General features: G+C 49.9%; 14 protein-coding genes. 1 reads left to right on the top strand and 13 read right to left on the bottom strand.

The features are described from left to right. Positions 1 to 36: 36 nt before the first annotated feature. The 12 genes from gspM to QN379_RS15955 all read right to left on the bottom strand — a co-directional run bounded on the left by gspM (position 37) and on the right by QN379_RS15955 (position 10,120). Positions 37 to 591, bottom strand: coding sequence for a type II secretion system protein GspM (gene gspM, locus QN379_RS16010; RefSeq protein WP_322238633.1), 555 nt, complete (start codon positions 589 to 591; stop codon positions 37 to 39). Continuing rightward, the gene (gene gspL / locus QN379_RS16005; protein ID WP_323507061.1) at positions 588 to 1,862 is read right to left on the bottom strand and encodes a type II secretion system protein GspL; all 1,275 of its coding nucleotides are present in this window, start codon (positions 1,860 to 1,862) and stop codon (positions 588 to 590) included. The genes gspM and gspL overlap by 4 nt, the downstream gene beginning before the upstream one ends. Before the next feature lie 13 nt (positions 1,863 to 1,875). Then, positions 1,876 to 2,871 (bottom strand): type II secretion system minor pseudopilin GspK, encoded by a 996-nt coding sequence (gene gspK / locus QN379_RS16000; protein WP_322238631.1) that lies wholly within the window; start codon positions 2,869 to 2,871, stop codon positions 1,876 to 1,878. Further along, entirely contained in the window at positions 2,868 to 3,569 is a 702-nt protein-coding gene (locus QN379_RS15995; RefSeq protein ID WP_322238630.1) for a PulJ/GspJ family protein, read from the bottom strand. Before QN379_RS15995 ends, gspK begins: the two co-directional genes overlap by 4 nt. Beyond that, a complete protein-coding gene (gspI, locus tag QN379_RS15990) occupies positions 3,559 to 3,945 on the bottom strand; it encodes a type II secretion system minor pseudopilin GspI (protein WP_323507060.1) in 387 nt (128 codons plus the stop codon). The genes QN379_RS15995 and gspI overlap by 11 nt, the downstream gene beginning before the upstream one ends. After that, the gene (locus QN379_RS15985) at positions 3,946 to 4,452 is read right to left on the bottom strand and encodes a GspH/FimT family protein (RefSeq protein WP_323507059.1); all 507 of its coding nucleotides are present in this window, start codon (positions 4,450 to 4,452) and stop codon (positions 3,946 to 3,948) included. It abuts the gene before it with no gap. After that, entirely contained in the window at positions 4,424 to 4,891 is a 468-nt protein-coding gene (gspG, locus tag QN379_RS15980) for a type II secretion system major pseudopilin GspG (protein ID WP_323507058.1), read from the bottom strand. The genes QN379_RS15985 and gspG overlap by 29 nt, the downstream gene beginning before the upstream one ends. A gap of 21 nt (positions 4,892 to 4,912) precedes the next feature. Continuing rightward, positions 4,913 to 6,052, bottom strand: coding sequence for a HupE/UreJ family protein (locus tag QN379_RS15975; RefSeq protein WP_322238626.1), 1,140 nt, complete (start codon positions 6,050 to 6,052; stop codon positions 4,913 to 4,915). A 1-nt stretch (position 6,053) separates the two neighbouring features. Further along, positions 6,054 to 7,232, bottom strand: coding sequence for a hypothetical protein (locus QN379_RS15970; protein WP_323507057.1), 1,179 nt, complete (start codon positions 7,230 to 7,232; stop codon positions 6,054 to 6,056). 159 nt (positions 7,233 to 7,391) lie between these two features. Beyond that, positions 7,392 to 7,658 (bottom strand): hypothetical protein, encoded by a 267-nt coding sequence (locus QN379_RS15965; RefSeq protein WP_322238623.1) that lies wholly within the window; start codon positions 7,656 to 7,658, stop codon positions 7,392 to 7,394. A gap of 9 nt (positions 7,659 to 7,667) precedes the next feature. Next, positions 7,668 to 9,158, bottom strand: a complete 1,491-nt coding sequence (locus QN379_RS15960) for a DUF4331 domain-containing protein (RefSeq protein ID WP_322238622.1) — start codon at positions 9,156 to 9,158, stop codon at positions 7,668 to 7,670. A gap of 632 nt (positions 9,159 to 9,790) precedes the next feature. Continuing rightward, positions 9,791 to 10,120: a hypothetical protein gene (locus tag QN379_RS15955; protein WP_323507056.1), complete on the bottom strand. Its 330-nt coding sequence runs from the start codon at positions 10,118 to 10,120 to the stop codon at positions 9,791 to 9,793. Positions 10,121 to 10,794: 674 nt separating this feature from the next. On the opposite strand from QN379_RS15955, the gene ovoA reads away from it, so the two are divergent. Beyond that, positions 10,795 to 12,930, top strand: a complete 2,136-nt coding sequence (gene ovoA / locus QN379_RS15950; RefSeq protein WP_323507055.1) for a 5-histidylcysteine sulfoxide synthase — start codon at positions 10,795 to 10,797, stop codon at positions 12,928 to 12,930. A 193-nt stretch (positions 12,931 to 13,123) separates the two neighbouring features. Here ovoA and QN379_RS15945 read toward each other — a convergent pair whose 3' ends face one another. Next, positions 13,124 to 15,163 carry a TonB-dependent receptor family protein gene (locus QN379_RS15945; protein WP_323507084.1) on the bottom strand — a complete coding sequence of 680 codons (2,040 nt, stop codon included), beginning with the start codon at positions 15,161 to 15,163 and terminating at the stop codon, positions 13,124 to 13,126. Positions 15,164 to 15,357: the final 194 nt, after the last annotated feature.

The raw sequence follows: 15,357 nt of genomic DNA, 5'->3' as shown, positions 1-15,357 counted from the left end.
CTGTTTACGCTGAAATACTGGCTGATATCCAAGACGCTACTCATGCTTTTGCCCCACGAGCGTGACACTCGCATTCACGATCCCGGGCTGCGCACTTTTTCCCGTACCGGGATCATCAAGCGCGTTAATATTGGCCTCCGTAATTTCCCAATGTGCGGACTTTTGGGCATTGTCAAGCCAGTCAAGCAAGCTGACAAAATCCACCTGAGACAATTGCACCTTCGCAATGTCACCACTCATGCTCACATTTTGCGGATGTAGACCTTTGCTCTTAAGCGTGGCTTCTACCGTTTCCTTGCTCAATGGCAAAATGCGCTCTGCTGCCTGGCGACTCGATAGCGTTGCAGCTATTGCCGTCAAGGATTGCATTTCTACCGATTGCTGACGCAGTGTCGGCAAGTCTTTTTGCAAGCGCGCCCTTCCTGACAGTGCTGGCCCAATCAACAATAAATGCATGATGACCAGCACGATGAATATCGCAGAAGCGCTCAGCAAGCGGCGTTCACGAAGATTTCGTTGTAACCAGAAATCGGTTGCCGACCTCCGCATTTTTCCCCAAGTCGACCGCAATGGATTGGACGGAGAATTCACTTGATACTCCTGATCTGCCATATGCCGGAAGTTGGCTTAATCAGCGTTAACTGATTAGCCTCCAAAGCGCTCCTCATTTGTACTTCAATGGCATTGGCTTCGGCGGCATTTTTTAAACGCACTAGCAAACTGCGGTCATGATATTCAAGCGCAATAATCGCATTCTTCCCGGCACTGCGTGGCAGTGCGGCCCAAGCCTGGCCGAAACCGGCCGTGAGCACCAAAAAGTCGTCAGCCCCAAGCTGACCACTGCGCCGTTCCATAAGGGCAATTTTCTGGTTCATTTGTGCAATGGGATCAATAATCACGCTCTCGTTTGGATAGGCGACAAGGTAGCTTTGCGCCATATCGGCCCGGATACTGCTGGCTTCTCGGCGCATGCGCCACCATTCCACATTTAAGCTGAAAATATTTACTAACAGCAATGCTGTTGCCAATCCCAGAGGCCAGCGCCATCGACGCCAATTAACATCGGTGCGTGCCCCTCTAACCGTCAGTCCGTCCATCAAATCAAGGCCGCCACTCTTCGTCAATTTTTGAGCGCCACCAACCCAGCGCTCCCATTCGTCAGGGATTACCGTGACCTGCTCGTCGCCGAGTTCCTCATAAGCCGACCGGCTAGATTCATCTACATAAAGTGTCACCAACTGATGCGGCACAATGGTAGTCAGTCCATACAACACCGCTTGTGCTGCCGACTGCCCCGGAAGCGGACTAATTAACCAGCCCATGCCGTCATTCTCAGCGAGTCGCAACGTGACATCCATATCAGCACCGTAATCGGTAACGGCAGCGACGGCTGTTCCGGCCTCGGGCAGCGGCAGGCAAAGCTGCGCTGGCAACGCCACGAGTTTGTTGGCGCCAAGCGATAGCACGGTCTTCACTATCAACGCCAGCCAATCCCGTTGCACGACGGCAATGAGGCGCAGATTACCGTTGGAACCATTACTCTTCCGGCTCGCAACAATCACGCAATCGTGCGGGTCAGTCAGCAAATGCTCTTCAACAAGATTCGGCAATGCCAATCTCAATTTGGTATCTGACAACGGCGGAATCGGCAGTCGCAACAGATTGACGTCGCCAGCCGCTACTATCAAGACCACTCGCGCGGCGGCGCCAATATGTTCAGCCAGACCGGACAGTTGGTTCGTTCCTTGATCAACAATGCGGCCCTGTTCGGATATTAGCGCGAACCGACAATCCGGCATGGGTAACGCCGCTGCGGAATTGATCGTGGTCCTCAGAGGTAGTCGAATATATAAAGTACTCAAAACTGATAACCCTTCATTGTTCTCTGATCCACAAAATGCTGCTGCCGCTACGATTATTGGTGCGCTGTATCAGCGATACCGTTTTGAGTACAGCGCGGCCCATGCGAATCTTGCTACTGACGAAGAAAAAATTACTGGAAACGCCAACGTTGGCAGTCAAAGAGGATTGCGTGGAAAACAGTTGTGTCATTCGCTCCAACACTTGTTGCACGTCTACAAACGGTGCATTCCGTCGGCTAGCAACCAGCGTTTGGGCGTCCGCCAAGGTTAGTTTTCCTAAGCACGCGGCCAGTACTTCTGCCGGAGCGGTATTGACATTTACCGGAGTCGGAACCGGTAGCACTACGACAAACTCCTTCATTTGAAGAAGCATTTCCAGCGTAAAGTTGGGTAAAGACAATAAATCGTCAGTTTGCATGATCGGAAGAGTCGCGTCCCTGGAGTGGAGCGTTTGTTGCCCCGATGCTGCCACGGGTATGAGGATTGGTTGCCCGGCGGCGATAGCCTGCGCCACAACCGTGGCCACACTGACAGGAACATGCAGGTTCTCCAGAAGGCGTTTGAAAACTGCCAGCTCATCGGGATTAACGACGCCATTGGCGCTGAGGTTATTCAGGTTGTAGCGTGATTGAGCGTCGATAATGTTACCGGAAAGGACGGTATCTCCAGCATCGCCAGCAGAATCGACACCGGATCGTCCGTCATCGAGATACTGTTCAAGGCGCGTATCCGCCAGTGGTGTAGCCCATGGCTGGTTTAAATGATCTACAAGGGATTGCCGCCCGCCCGTACGTAAAACCAAACTGGCCCAATCCATCGCGCCACGCATTACCCACATTTTCTGAAGCTGCATGCGCTGGTTGTCAAGGGAGCGTATCTGCACTTGCTGTTGCCAGAACAGGTTGGCTACAATGGTGACTGCCAAGGTTGTCAACAACAAAGCTGTTACCACCGCTATGCCGCGCTGCGAAAAACGGGAGGAAAATGGGCGCGGGGCAGATACTCTCATGTCGCGCCTAACAAGAAAATTTTGATCATGTTGCTATCACGTCCGCGCGGCTGTAAGGCGACTTCAAGCCCAGTCCATCGGTTGGCACCTGGCCTGACGTCCAGACTAGCTCCTCCGGATGAGTCGGGTTGGCGCCATCCTAATCCGTCGCTTCCCCATAATCGAAGCTGCATAGTCGCGACATTCGATTGCAAAACCACCATCTGCGTGTTCGGTGATAAGTTATCTGTATCATTACTTGAGTCGTTAAGCGTGGTCTGCCACATCGCATCAAGCGCGTTTAAATCGCGGGTTGCGACCGATTCCTGGCGCGTGAGTACACCATTGCGTAAGTGGTAATCAACGATTTGAACATGGCTTGGTTGCTGATCAGAAAATACCAATCGCACTAGTAAGAAGCGATTTTGGGCTACCAGCAAGGTAGGCCGGGCCAATAGCAAACTACCCGGTGCGAGCAGCGCACAGTCGTTTTGTAGCTGCGCAAAGGTCAATTGCATGGCACGCGTTTGTTCCATTTCGGCGGTCAGCGCAACGCGGGCGCGCACAATACCATCCAGTCCTCGCCAGCCAAGAACAGCAACTAGCGCCAAAATGGTAATCGCGATGATGAGTTCCACTAGTGTGAAGCCACGCGCAACGGATCGCGGATTGCACGATTTGATAGCGAGATTGCCCCCATTAACCCGCCTATTGCCCATTAGGTACCACCTGCGTCAAATTGACGATGCGGCGCTCCTGATCGGCAGCATCAAATACCGATACCTCAACCCGTCGGAAATACGGGTTCGGCGTACCTGATACATGCTGTTTGCATAGCAGTTGCCATGCTCCTTGCGCACAATTAAAGGTACTATCGCCGATCGAAGGCCATTCATGACCCAGACGCAGTTGTGTCATTTTGTTTTCCGCCGACCAGGTTGCCATCATGGCAGCCCGCAAGCCATTGCTATTTTGCGTCAGGCTACCGACGGCACGCAGACTCGCGCCAAGCGCCGTGGCGACAATGACCAATGCCACCAAGACTTCCAAAAGGGTAAATCCCTCTTTAAAGCTAAGCACGCGTAGAGTGGACATTTATTCCACCCAAAAATGACCGATGCCGTCAGCGCGAATCACAACGCTGATTTCACCGCTAACAAAAGTCAACGTAAAAGGCTTGTCTACCGGCTCGCGCCCAAATGCAATACGGACCGAGGGTCCAGCGTCAGTTGCCGGTGGCTTCATTGATAGATGCATGGGTGTATGTTTGAATGCACGTTCGCGCAGCACATCATCCTGCGTGAGCAATTGCCACCCACTTTCTTCCTTTATCAGAAAGCGATAGCTATTACTATCAGCTTCGAACGCTGTGGCTTGATTACGCAAAATAGCCTCCTCCCGTGTTAACTGTAAAAGCAGCGCAATCCGTTGTGCATCGTGTTCCATCACCTGATAGTCGCTTTGGAAAACATTTGGCGATACTAGTCCCAACGTGATACCGGCAATCACCACCACAACCAGCAACTCCAGCAACGTGAATCCTTTGCGCAGATTGCGGTTCGTTCTCCCCGCATTACAGATCCCAAGAGCCAATATCGGCATCGTTACCCTCCCCACCGGGATGACCATCAGCACCATATGAGAACACGTCAATTTCGCCTTTGATACCGGGCGACAAGTATTGATACGGATTACCCCAAGGATCTTTGGGCAGCTTATCGATATAGCCGTTGGTTTTCCAACCGTTTGCAACAGGGCCACTAGTTGGTTTGGTAATCAAGGCTTGCAAGCCTTGTTCGGTGGTCGGATAACGCTGGTTGTCGAGCTTGTACAGTTTCAGCGATGACATCAATGTTGCGATATCGGAGCGCGCAGCCATCACGCGCGCATCGTCGGTCCGGCCCATTAATTTGGGTACCACCAACGCAGCAAGAATGCCCATGATCACGACGACTACCATTATTTCAATCAACGTAAAACCTCGCTGCGTGTCAGAGCGAGGGAAATCCTTACGTGGCAACTGCGCTTTTGGATTATGCATTTTGTACGCTCCCATTGCTTCCTATGCAGAAACTGTAAAGATTCTCAGGTCAAATAAGCGCTCTACTAACCAGACCGTAGCAATCAACACGATAAGACTGGAGCCGAAAGAAAAAACGGCGCTTCGATAAAACATCGTTCTGCGAATGGCATAGGCCAACGGCAAAAATACCGAGACAATGGCAAGCTGCCCGATCTCAACACCAAGGTTAAACCCGACTAATGCCAACAACAAGGATGACTGAGGAAGCCCCAGATCGGTCAGCACACTAGCGAAGCCAAAGCCGTGAATCAATCCGAACGCAAACGCCACCATCCATCGCTTCCCCTGAAACAACGGGAACAGATTGTTAAGTGCGGCCAAAACAACCGATGCCGCAATCGCTGATTCGACCCACCGTGACGGCAGTGATATCACCTGCAAGGTCGCCAATGTAAGCGTCATCGAATGTGCCAGTGTAAAAGCGGTAACGATTTTAAGTACATCGATAAACGACGCTTTGAAGCTATCGGATGGGCGACGCTCCTTGTCGCCGAGTTGAAGCACCGCGGGTAACAAAAGCGATAACAAAAACAGGATGTGATCGAATCCTTTCCAGATGTGCCAGATGCCCGTTATCAGATAGTCTTCAAATTGTGCGAGCTTGCTTGCCTCTCGCAACACCAACGTCTGATGCGGCGTCCCCGGAGAAAAAATGGCGGTTGAGTTTTGACCGCCAGATTGCAGGTTCAGCAAGCCGCGGTGCTGTGGATCGATGTCAAACAGAAGGCGATAATCAACATCAAGTTTTTCAATCTGCGCGCTACAACTCGCGGTAAAACGTAACACTGAATAAGCGCCATCGCTGTGGTTATCGACTAACTGCAGGCCGCTCGTAATGGGGCATTTGGTGCCAGCATTGGAAAGCGTCAGATGTCCCAACGCATAGGCAGCAATGTCGCGTTGATGGGCACGGATTTCACCCCATGTCAGTTCACCGTTGCCGTCCTGGTCCAGACCGATGGCAAAATCGAGATCACGAAGCGCGATGTCCCACTGGCCTTCGACGGACTTATCACTCACCTTTAAGGTGAGATAGCTGTCACTTGGCTTGTGGGCGTGGACAGGAACGGAAAGCAATCCCGTCGCGGCCAGCAGGAAGATAGTGAGGAGGCGCCTCATCTCATGACCCCGCAATGACTTGGGCTGCGAGCGCGTTGATGACTTGATCTTCAAGCCGGGTCTTTTTTAGCCAATCCAGCACTGGTTCAGCGGCAGCCTTATTATTCGCAGCAAGCGCAGCCTCCAGAAAAACGCGCACGTCGGCTGGCTCCTTTTGAATCGCCCAATTACGCTGCGCCAGTTGTAATGCTGATGGAGCGCGATGCATCAACTGCAATTCAAAACGTGACTGTTCGCGTTGATGGACGGTGTCCATACGCAACATGGCTGCAGCAAAACGGGAATCGAGCACTGCAATCTGATCGGCTGCGGCGTGATTGCCCGTCGACTGTAAAGCCAGTGTGTAGCGCAGTAACAAAGCGTCGACGCGCGTTTTATCTTTGAGCAGAGGGATCACGTCGGCTGCACGCTTCTGATCCAATAAAAAATCTGCGTATGCGCCTAACAAATAACTATCAGCATCGTCATACGTCAACGCCGTTTTAAAATACTCCTCAGCCTCACGAGACTCTCCGAGTCGCACTGCCATTTCGGCAAGCAAAGTAACCACCCAAATTCTAATACCAGGGTCCACTTCTGTCGCGTGATCAAGCGCCGATTTCAACCTCACATAACTTTGACGAGCCTGTCCACTCAAACTGGAAACATTCGATAAGCAAGTAATCGTAATCAGCACTGGCGCTATTTCACGCAGCTCATTGCAACTCTGGGTGGCACGCGCATAGTCGCCCATCACCTGCAGCACAGTGGCCCGCGTGATCCAAGCCTGTGCATTGCGCGGATCAGCCTTCACTACCGCGTCAAGATCAAGCAGCGACGCAGGGAACTGATGTGTGCTTTGTAGTAATGTGGCACGCATGACACGCACTTCAGTCGGTGGACTGGCCTTGTCATACCAAGGTGCCAGCGCCGCTTGGGCGTAACCGAGATAGCGTGGATCTCCCTCTACGCGCGACTGACTTATGTAGCGGCGGGCAAGCGTGAGCGCCAGTGACATATCACCGGGTGATGCTGCCAGACGACTACGCAAGGCACGAAATTCAATCTGCGACGGGGCAGTACGTCGCGGCAAATATTCAATCACTTCCGCGTCGCTAACGGGGATATGCGGCGCGCAAAAAGCCGGAAACGAAAAGGCTGAAAATAACAATGCCGCCACCAGGGCGTTGAATGATGTCATGGATATTCACGTCGCACAAAAGACCTTCAGACACAGTTCGTTGGCGTCGTTGCGACGGCAAACTAGAAACCGCAGACGCCGTGGAGGGTCATTGCGGCAGGTCATCAAGACCTAACGCAATAATCATCCAAAGTGCCTGCGGGCTTTAGGTGAAAGCCATTACGTAAGCGGCAGAGGAGCGGTATTATTCGGCGTTGTAGCCGTAATCGAATCGATGGAAACCGGCTCGGTGACATCGGACGTTGTTGCAATAATCCCGTTGACGCTATCGATGAAGGCGTCCTGCGAAGCCACAGGTTCAGCGGTATTATTCGAACCGGTGCGATCAAATGGCGTTTGGTTATCCCCACCACCACCGCAACCGCCCAAGAGCACGGATAGAACCAGCGCTGACCCGAGACCCATCATGCACTTTTTGGTGATCATGTTGGCTCCTCAATTATTGCCCGGCAGGGGCGTGTTGAGATACGGGAACACCGCTTGGAAAGTTGTCGCATCATTGCGTACGCCGTCGGTAAATGCCAGGCCGCCAGCCGCTGCGTCACTCGGTTTACATCCAACACCCAAGGTATCGGTCGCCCCGGTGAGCACACACAATGCGCCCATTGCCACGCGTACGGATAGATCAACGACATCATCCCCAGGACGACGACCATTTGGGAACCCGGCGTTGTCTCCACCAGCTACACCAAGCGCATTTTGAGTGGCTTGAGGTGTTGGCGCAATAGTAGTGTTTAAGCGTAACATTTCGCTGGCTTTGACATTCGCCGGCTGGTTAACGCCTTTGATACCGGTCAAGAACGCTGCCACCAGATCGGTTCGCGGAAAGTTGGTAGGCGCTGGAGCAGACGGAAATAACGTCTGTATGAGCGCAGGAAGCGACGGATTTGTGACGTAAGCAGCAAACTGTGTATCAGCGGAAGGTCTGGATGCATTAAAACGATCCTTATCGTCCAATCCAATCACCACTTCGTTGACCAATGGCATTCCCAGCCTCGACACTTGCGCCCATGGGCCGCCTTCCTTCACAGCGTTGTTGTTTCCAGATGCTGGTTTAGGATTGATCAACCGGCCTTGGCGGACGCTTGCAGTAGTAAAGCCACCGATGACCGGCTCAGTACCATTAGTTAAGCATGAAATCGGCACTTCCAAACTGAGTGAGCTAATGTTCTTGGCAGCAAGATTGTTGGTGTTACCGGTTTCAGGCCCTAAAGGATTGAGGTTGAATAAGTCAAATATCTTACCGACGGCGATGTAGAAAGATTCCTTACGCTGCCCCACGAAGAGCCGTCCATTGCCACATCCAGGGATCGCCACGTTATAAATATGCTGGTTCGCATAAGTTGCATAACCTGTCGTGCTGCCGAATGATTTGTCACCTATATTGTCGACCGGTTTATCAAAGACGTTGGAACCGTTAGCCGTGTTGGTGACTGAACTCACGGTACCAACACGACGGTCGCCACGCACTATGTCGACGGTGTACGTTTCACGAACATTTAAGGCAGGTGGATTAACACCGCTGATGACACCCGAATTGATGAGCGGAATAAGAGTGGGTTGCCCCCCGACAGTCAATGCGGTACGTTTTGAAGTATTCGTAAATTTAAAGCGGAAGGTAATATTTTCCTTGTTCCCACCATCATTAACAACGCTGATTTCATATAGCGCATTGGCGTCAAATTGGTAGAAATTTGGCCCACCCTGTGGATCTTGAAACGGAATGTAATTGGCTACCAGAGTGACATAGTCCTGACGGCCCGGCTCGTAACTTCGAAACATATAGAAGTCGGTGCCGTCGACCTTCGGCTGACCACTGATAAATGGCGCCTCGCGGTGACTTGAAGCGGCAGCTGAGAAACAGGTGATTGCACTAATTGAGCCGAAGACGACTGCCGCGGCTTTTCTGCTCAGGAATGCTTGCATGACATGATCCAATCGTTAGTAATGGTGATGGGGACATGAGGCTCGTATTGGGGGCTTTGAAGTGGTTCACAGTCACAGAAAAGTGAAAGCCGAACGCAGGTTACGTTTCTAATATAGGCGGCAGACTAAGCGCGGTCAAGATAAATGTTGTCATTTTTACTTCAACTTTAATTCCCTTTATTTTGGTGCAAAGGGCATTTATTTCTATGCACTCTTTCTTGCCGGTTATTCCATTGCCCATGGGTACGTGTTTAAACCCAAACCTGTTTGGGCAATTGACCTGTCAATGTGGCTGCCGACGTCATAGTGACTGTCTGGTCTTTGTTCATGGCGACGAGAAATAAAAAGCAGGACTGTAAAGTTGTGTTAACAATGGTAAGCCAGCGGGAAGGGTTGCATGGGATCGCAGAACGGTATGAGAGCGGAGTTGAGCCGACCATTAAGAATTCGACTTTCAACATACCGGCCATTTTCAGAAAATAATTCACAATCATATCCACCATCACAAAAAATATACGATGGCGCGTCCTTTTGATTGTAGAGCATGATGGCCAGCTTCAACCCGTCGAAGTTGCGGTATTCGAAGACCAGATATTACGACAGCGAATCAAAGACGTACTCGCAAATTGGCTTCATACCTTCGCCCGACGGTTTAACCATGCGTGAAGAATACTCACCGGGAAAAGTGGAATGAGGCGAAGGAGAGAAGTTTTGCCGCGTCCATTGCGACCGGAAATGTGCGTATCGTTATCCACGCAGGTGGATCGAGCGCGCTTCTTGACGTAGAAATTGACAACGATAACGCGCTCCGGCTCATACCTAATGACCGAAGATGGATGAATGGTTGATCCTCCGCAGCCTCCGTCTGGAATGGCTTTCTGAAGCATTACCTGGCCTTCAACGGAGGCTGCTGGTTCATCAATTTGAACATCGATCGGACCATCGTGGTTTTCAAACGGCATACCTACTCCTTAAAGTACAACCGTCACCAGTGCAAAATAAACAGTGCTAAGGCTAACAATATTGCCTTGTCAGCAAAAATTGTAACCGCGCCAACGTCAATCATAGGCGTTGAAGTTAATTTGTTCACCGCCCGTCCCCACATCGACCGTAGATTGCCAAATTAGGAGGCAAGGATTATAAATCGCGATCGCTGCCGTCAAGTCGTACAAACTTTTAAAGTGTTTCTGATAAGCGCCTAAAACCGATGACGAATGCAGATCGCGACAGTTGTCTGGCTTTTCACGCCAGGCACGAACAGGTCTGTTGAAGCGAGGTTAAAAGCACAAAAAAAAGTGGCTTTGATTTACCGATATTCATTTGAAGGACGAATCACATAGGACACCCGTATCTAGCCGCTTGAAGGAAAATGTAAATAGTTTTTTGGCTTTATCAAGGGAGGTATTTAATGCTTAAGTGATCAACTAATTCTCTAAAAAGTAGTCGTGTTTTTGACGGCTGCATCTATTCCTTTCGTGCCATTTTTTTCTTTATTTGCTCTTGACAACCACTACTTTTAATTCCAATATGTAATTTCCTTAAGGAAATATTTTTGTTTGGATGCTGGTTTCCATGGCTCCTTGTTTGAAAGGGGTTCCTCCATGTCGTATTCAACTCAACTAAACTTTCCGACATAATGACTCTTCCGCAGCCCACGCGTACCGTCCTTTTAAACCACTCAAATTCGGAACAAAAACGCGCTGAAATCCTCGCCTATTTCACTCAGACATTTGATCTTTACGAATCGTTATTCAACTGTTTATCGGACGAGCGGGCTTGGTACAACAAGGCAATTAATTTACGACACCCGTTAATTTTTTATTTTGGTCATACCGCTGCATTTTTCATTAATAAGTTATTGGCAGCCCATCTGATCAATGAGCGTATTGACCCAAAAATTGAGGCGATGGTTGCTATTGGCGTGGATGAAATGAGTTGGGATGATTTGAATGAGCAGCATTATGACTGGCCGTCAATTATGCAGATGCGGGCATATCGCATCAAAGTACGCGCTAAAGTCATACAACTTATTACGCACATAAAGATTGCCTCACCGATAGACAGGGATAGTGCAGTCTGGGTTCTATTGATGGGCATAGAACATGAGAGAATTCACCTGGAAACCTCTTCTGTATTGATACGCCAATTGTCACTGGCGTATGTGTCTACCGATTTCAGTTGGCCCATCTGTCCTCACGCAAGCCATATCTTAGGCCAGGCACCGATTAACAGCCTGATCGACATACCGGCACAATCCATATCTATAGGAAAATTAAGCAGCGATGCTACTTATGGCTGGGATAATGAATACGGGCAACGCAACATAGCCGTTGCCGATTTTCAGGTTAGTCAGTTCCTGGTGAGTAACGAAGAATTTTTAGCTTTTGTGCTGAATGGCGCCTATCAAGAAAAATCTTACTGGAGTGATGAGGGCTGGAATTGGTGTCGTTATAGCGGCGTCAGCATGCCGACATTTTGGGTCGGCGACATTAAGCAAACCACACGTCTCAAATTAAGGCTTATGTTGGAGGAAGTTCCAATGCCATGGAACTGGCCTGTCGAAGTTAATCAATATGAAGCTGCAGCTTTTTGCGCATGGAAGGCAGCATTCACCGGGTTACCTATTCAACTTCCAAGCGAAATGGAATGGAAAGTTTTACGTGAGCGCATTGCCTGCGACCAGCCTGATTGGGTCTCGGCTCCGGGAAATGTAAACTTGGAACACTGGGCATCGCCATGTCCTGTTGATCAGTTTCCGCAAGATGAGTTTTACGATGTAATTGGCAATGTGTGGCAGTGGACCAGTACTGCGACTGATGGCCTGCAGGGATTTAAAATACATCCTTTATATGATGATTTTTCAGTGCCCACATTTGATGGGAAACATATTCTAATAAAAGGCGGAAGCTGGATTTCGACCGGCAATCTTGGATTGCGCTCTGCGCGATATGCCTTTCGGCGTCATTTTTTTCAACATGCAGGATTTCGTTATGTCACCTCTCACTATCAGGAAAAGTTACCGATGAATCCTTATGAAACAGATTCAGCAGTTGCGCAATACCTGGATTTTCACTATGGCCCCGAATATTTCGGGGTTGCCAATTTTTCAAAAAAACTCGCTGATATTTCTGCAATGCTTTGTGAGAAAAAACATCGCGCCTTAGATATTGGTTGCGCCGTTGGGCGTTCCGCTCTGGAGCTTGCAAGGCATTTTTCTCATGTGGACGGTGTCGATTATTCGGCCCGTTTCATCGACGTTGCCATAGCGCTCATCAAACATGATCGTGTGCGGTATGAAGTGCCGATAGAAGGAGAGTTGTTTGAGTATCGAGAAGTTTGCCTGAGCGAGCTGGAGTTAAATGCAGAACAGGCCATCAAGGTCAATTTCAGTCAGGGTGATGCCTGTAACCTGAGCAAAAAATATTGTGACTATGACCTCGTGTTAGCAGCTAATTTGATTGACCGTTTAGTAGAGCCTGCAGCATTTCTTGTGGATATAGGAACGCGCATACGTCCCGGAGGGCTACTACTGTTGACCTCGCCTTACACTTGGCTGGAGGAACACACGCCAAAATCGAACTGGTTGGGCGGATTTCGAGAAAATGGGGAAGCCGTGACCACCTATCAAGCGCTTAAACGTATCCTGGCTACTATGTTTGACGAGGTGCAAGCGCCTCAGGACATTGATTTTGTAATCAGGGAAACATCCAGAAAATATCAACATACGCAGGCTCAGCTTACTATCTGGCGCCGCAAGATGATGCCGAAGTAAAAGACATTCAGTTAATCCGGAATGAATATACGTTACCAAGCCGTATCCATGGCGGACTGACCATCGTCACAAAGATTAGCTTTTGCGGCGGCGACTAGTCATGGATACCAGCCATGCGGTTTAAACCGCATGGCACCGAGTTGGCAATCAGTGTCAACTCGGTACCAATCAGAGTTCTAAAATTGTAAGAAACTCAGAATCGATAGCTCGCATTGACGCCCGCTAACCAATTGCGTCCAGGAGCGCTTTCATAAAACTGACTATTGGCTTGATTAACAATCACAGATCCAACGTATGCGTGGTCGAACACATTGTCGACACGCGCAAATTCGGTGAATGCCCATTTTCCCAGTGTCTGTCGTACAACCGCGCGCAGGTTCATCAAACTATATCCGCCTGCGTAGGCCTTATTTAGATCGTTTGCGGCCATGCTACCTGCCGCCCTTCCCTCCACCGCAAACTCAAGCGAATTGTCGGGTTTACGCCAAACCAGCTCGGCAAATAACCCTTGATTCGGTACGCCCGGAATACGATTGCCCCGTGCGACGTTATAAGAAGTCGTCACATTATTGCTGGCATTGGTAATGTTTTCTGTGTACGACTGCGCAACCTTGGCGTCCAGCAACGTGTAGGCGACATTTGCTTGCAAGTGATACGGCAGTTGAAACTCTGTACTCAGCTCTAGTCCATCACGCGTTGTTTTTGGCGCATTCATATAGGATGTTTTGCCGCCGTTGCTTGCCGCAATCACGATGTCGTCGGTGGTATCAGCGTGAAACAGAGCGATTTTTACCTGTGCGCTGTTAGAAATTTGGCTCTTGTATCCAATTTCGATCTGCTTGGTCTTGGCGGCGTTGATACCAATATTGCCGGTATTCGTGCCACCAGAATTGACATAGCCCGGACTATAGATGATCTGATTGAGTGTCGGTGTATCAAAGCCGGAGCCATAAGACACATACACGTTTGCATTTTCCTGAACGTAATATTGCGCCGAAACCATACCGGTTACTGCTTGATAGGTATGCGAACCCAATGAGGCCAAATTGTTGTTGCTGTTTGCACTTAAGGTAATTTGCGATTGCCGTAAACCAGCGGTAAATGCCAAGCGATCGGTAGGACGTAATTCACCTTGCAAATAGAAGTCAAGATTACGCGCCTCCATTGAATAATCCTGATCTGTCGCCGCAATTTTCTCCTGACCTGCGATATTGGAAAACGTTAAACGGTGATCCCTGTTTTCGTTACCATCCACGCCAACGACTATTTTAAGAGGCATGCCGCCAATATTTTCCGAATGCAACCACTTGCTGTCCATACCAAAAAAATCGCGCTTTAGATTGATGACGCCATTTACCGTTGAGGCAAGATATTGGGTGGTTTTGCGCTCGCCGCCATAAGGTGTAAAAGTGAGCGAGTCGGTTGCACTGATGCGCTGATCCACCGTCACGCCGACTTGGGTCTGATCAACACTTTTGCGGGTGTTAAATGCTGCCGCTCCGATTCCTGCTCCGCGCGGATTTGCTTGTAATTGGGCGGCAGTTAATCCTAATGGATCAAGCGCAGTCAAATGCACCCTGTTAGCCACTACCGTCACCGTCGTATCCGGCGTCAGTGTAAAGCGCAGCTTCGCATTTTCATTATTCCTATCGGCAGCGCTATGATCGCGATAACCGTCTGTATGAAGCGCACCAGCATCCACAAGATAATTAAGACCGTTTTCATCGCCATCGATTTTGACGCCGTACTTGCGCTGTCCGAACGATCCCATCGAAAAATAGGGCATCACTTCCGCTCCCGGCTTTCCATTTTCTGAGAAGACGTTGATAACGCCGCCTGCGGAATTGCCGTACAAAACAGAAAACGGACCCCGCATGACTTCAATATGATCGGCAGAAGCCAGATCAATATGTGAAATCTGGCCCTGCCCGTCAGCCGCCGTTCCAGGAATACCATCGACAAATATTTTGATGCCACGCGCACCGAAAGCTGAATTAGCACCAAAACCTCTTGAAGAAATCAATAGATCCTGCGCATAGTTTTGGCGATTCAGCGCAAAAATGCCGGGCGCGCGCGCCAGCGGTTCTGACATATTTTGTTCAGCAGTACCATCGTGAATCTGACGAGAATTCACCACATCAATTGACGCAGCTGTGTCCATGACGCGCTGTTCAGTCCGACTAGCTGACACTACGACTTCCTTAAGTGGTTGAGATGTATCGTCGGCAGCCATACTCACGGAGCTCAATGTGCTGAGCACGCCAAGCGCAGCCAACACATATGGGGAAGTTTTCGATCTTTTTTTAAAATTGGGGAATGCGGCAGAGGCAGGGAAAAGCAAAAACATTTTGCATACTCTTTAGGGAAGCATCTGCCGGAAATGCCATCGCAATCGTCAGAGGATGCTTCAGCGCTGCCAACACATGT

Source organism: Glaciimonas sp. Gout2 (assembly GCF_035018905.1).
GTDB lineage: Bacteria > Pseudomonadota > Gammaproteobacteria > Burkholderiales > Burkholderiaceae_D > Glaciimonas.
The sequence above is the reverse complement of the archived record's forward strand: the minus strand, read 5'-3'. Positions and strand labels throughout refer to the sequence as shown.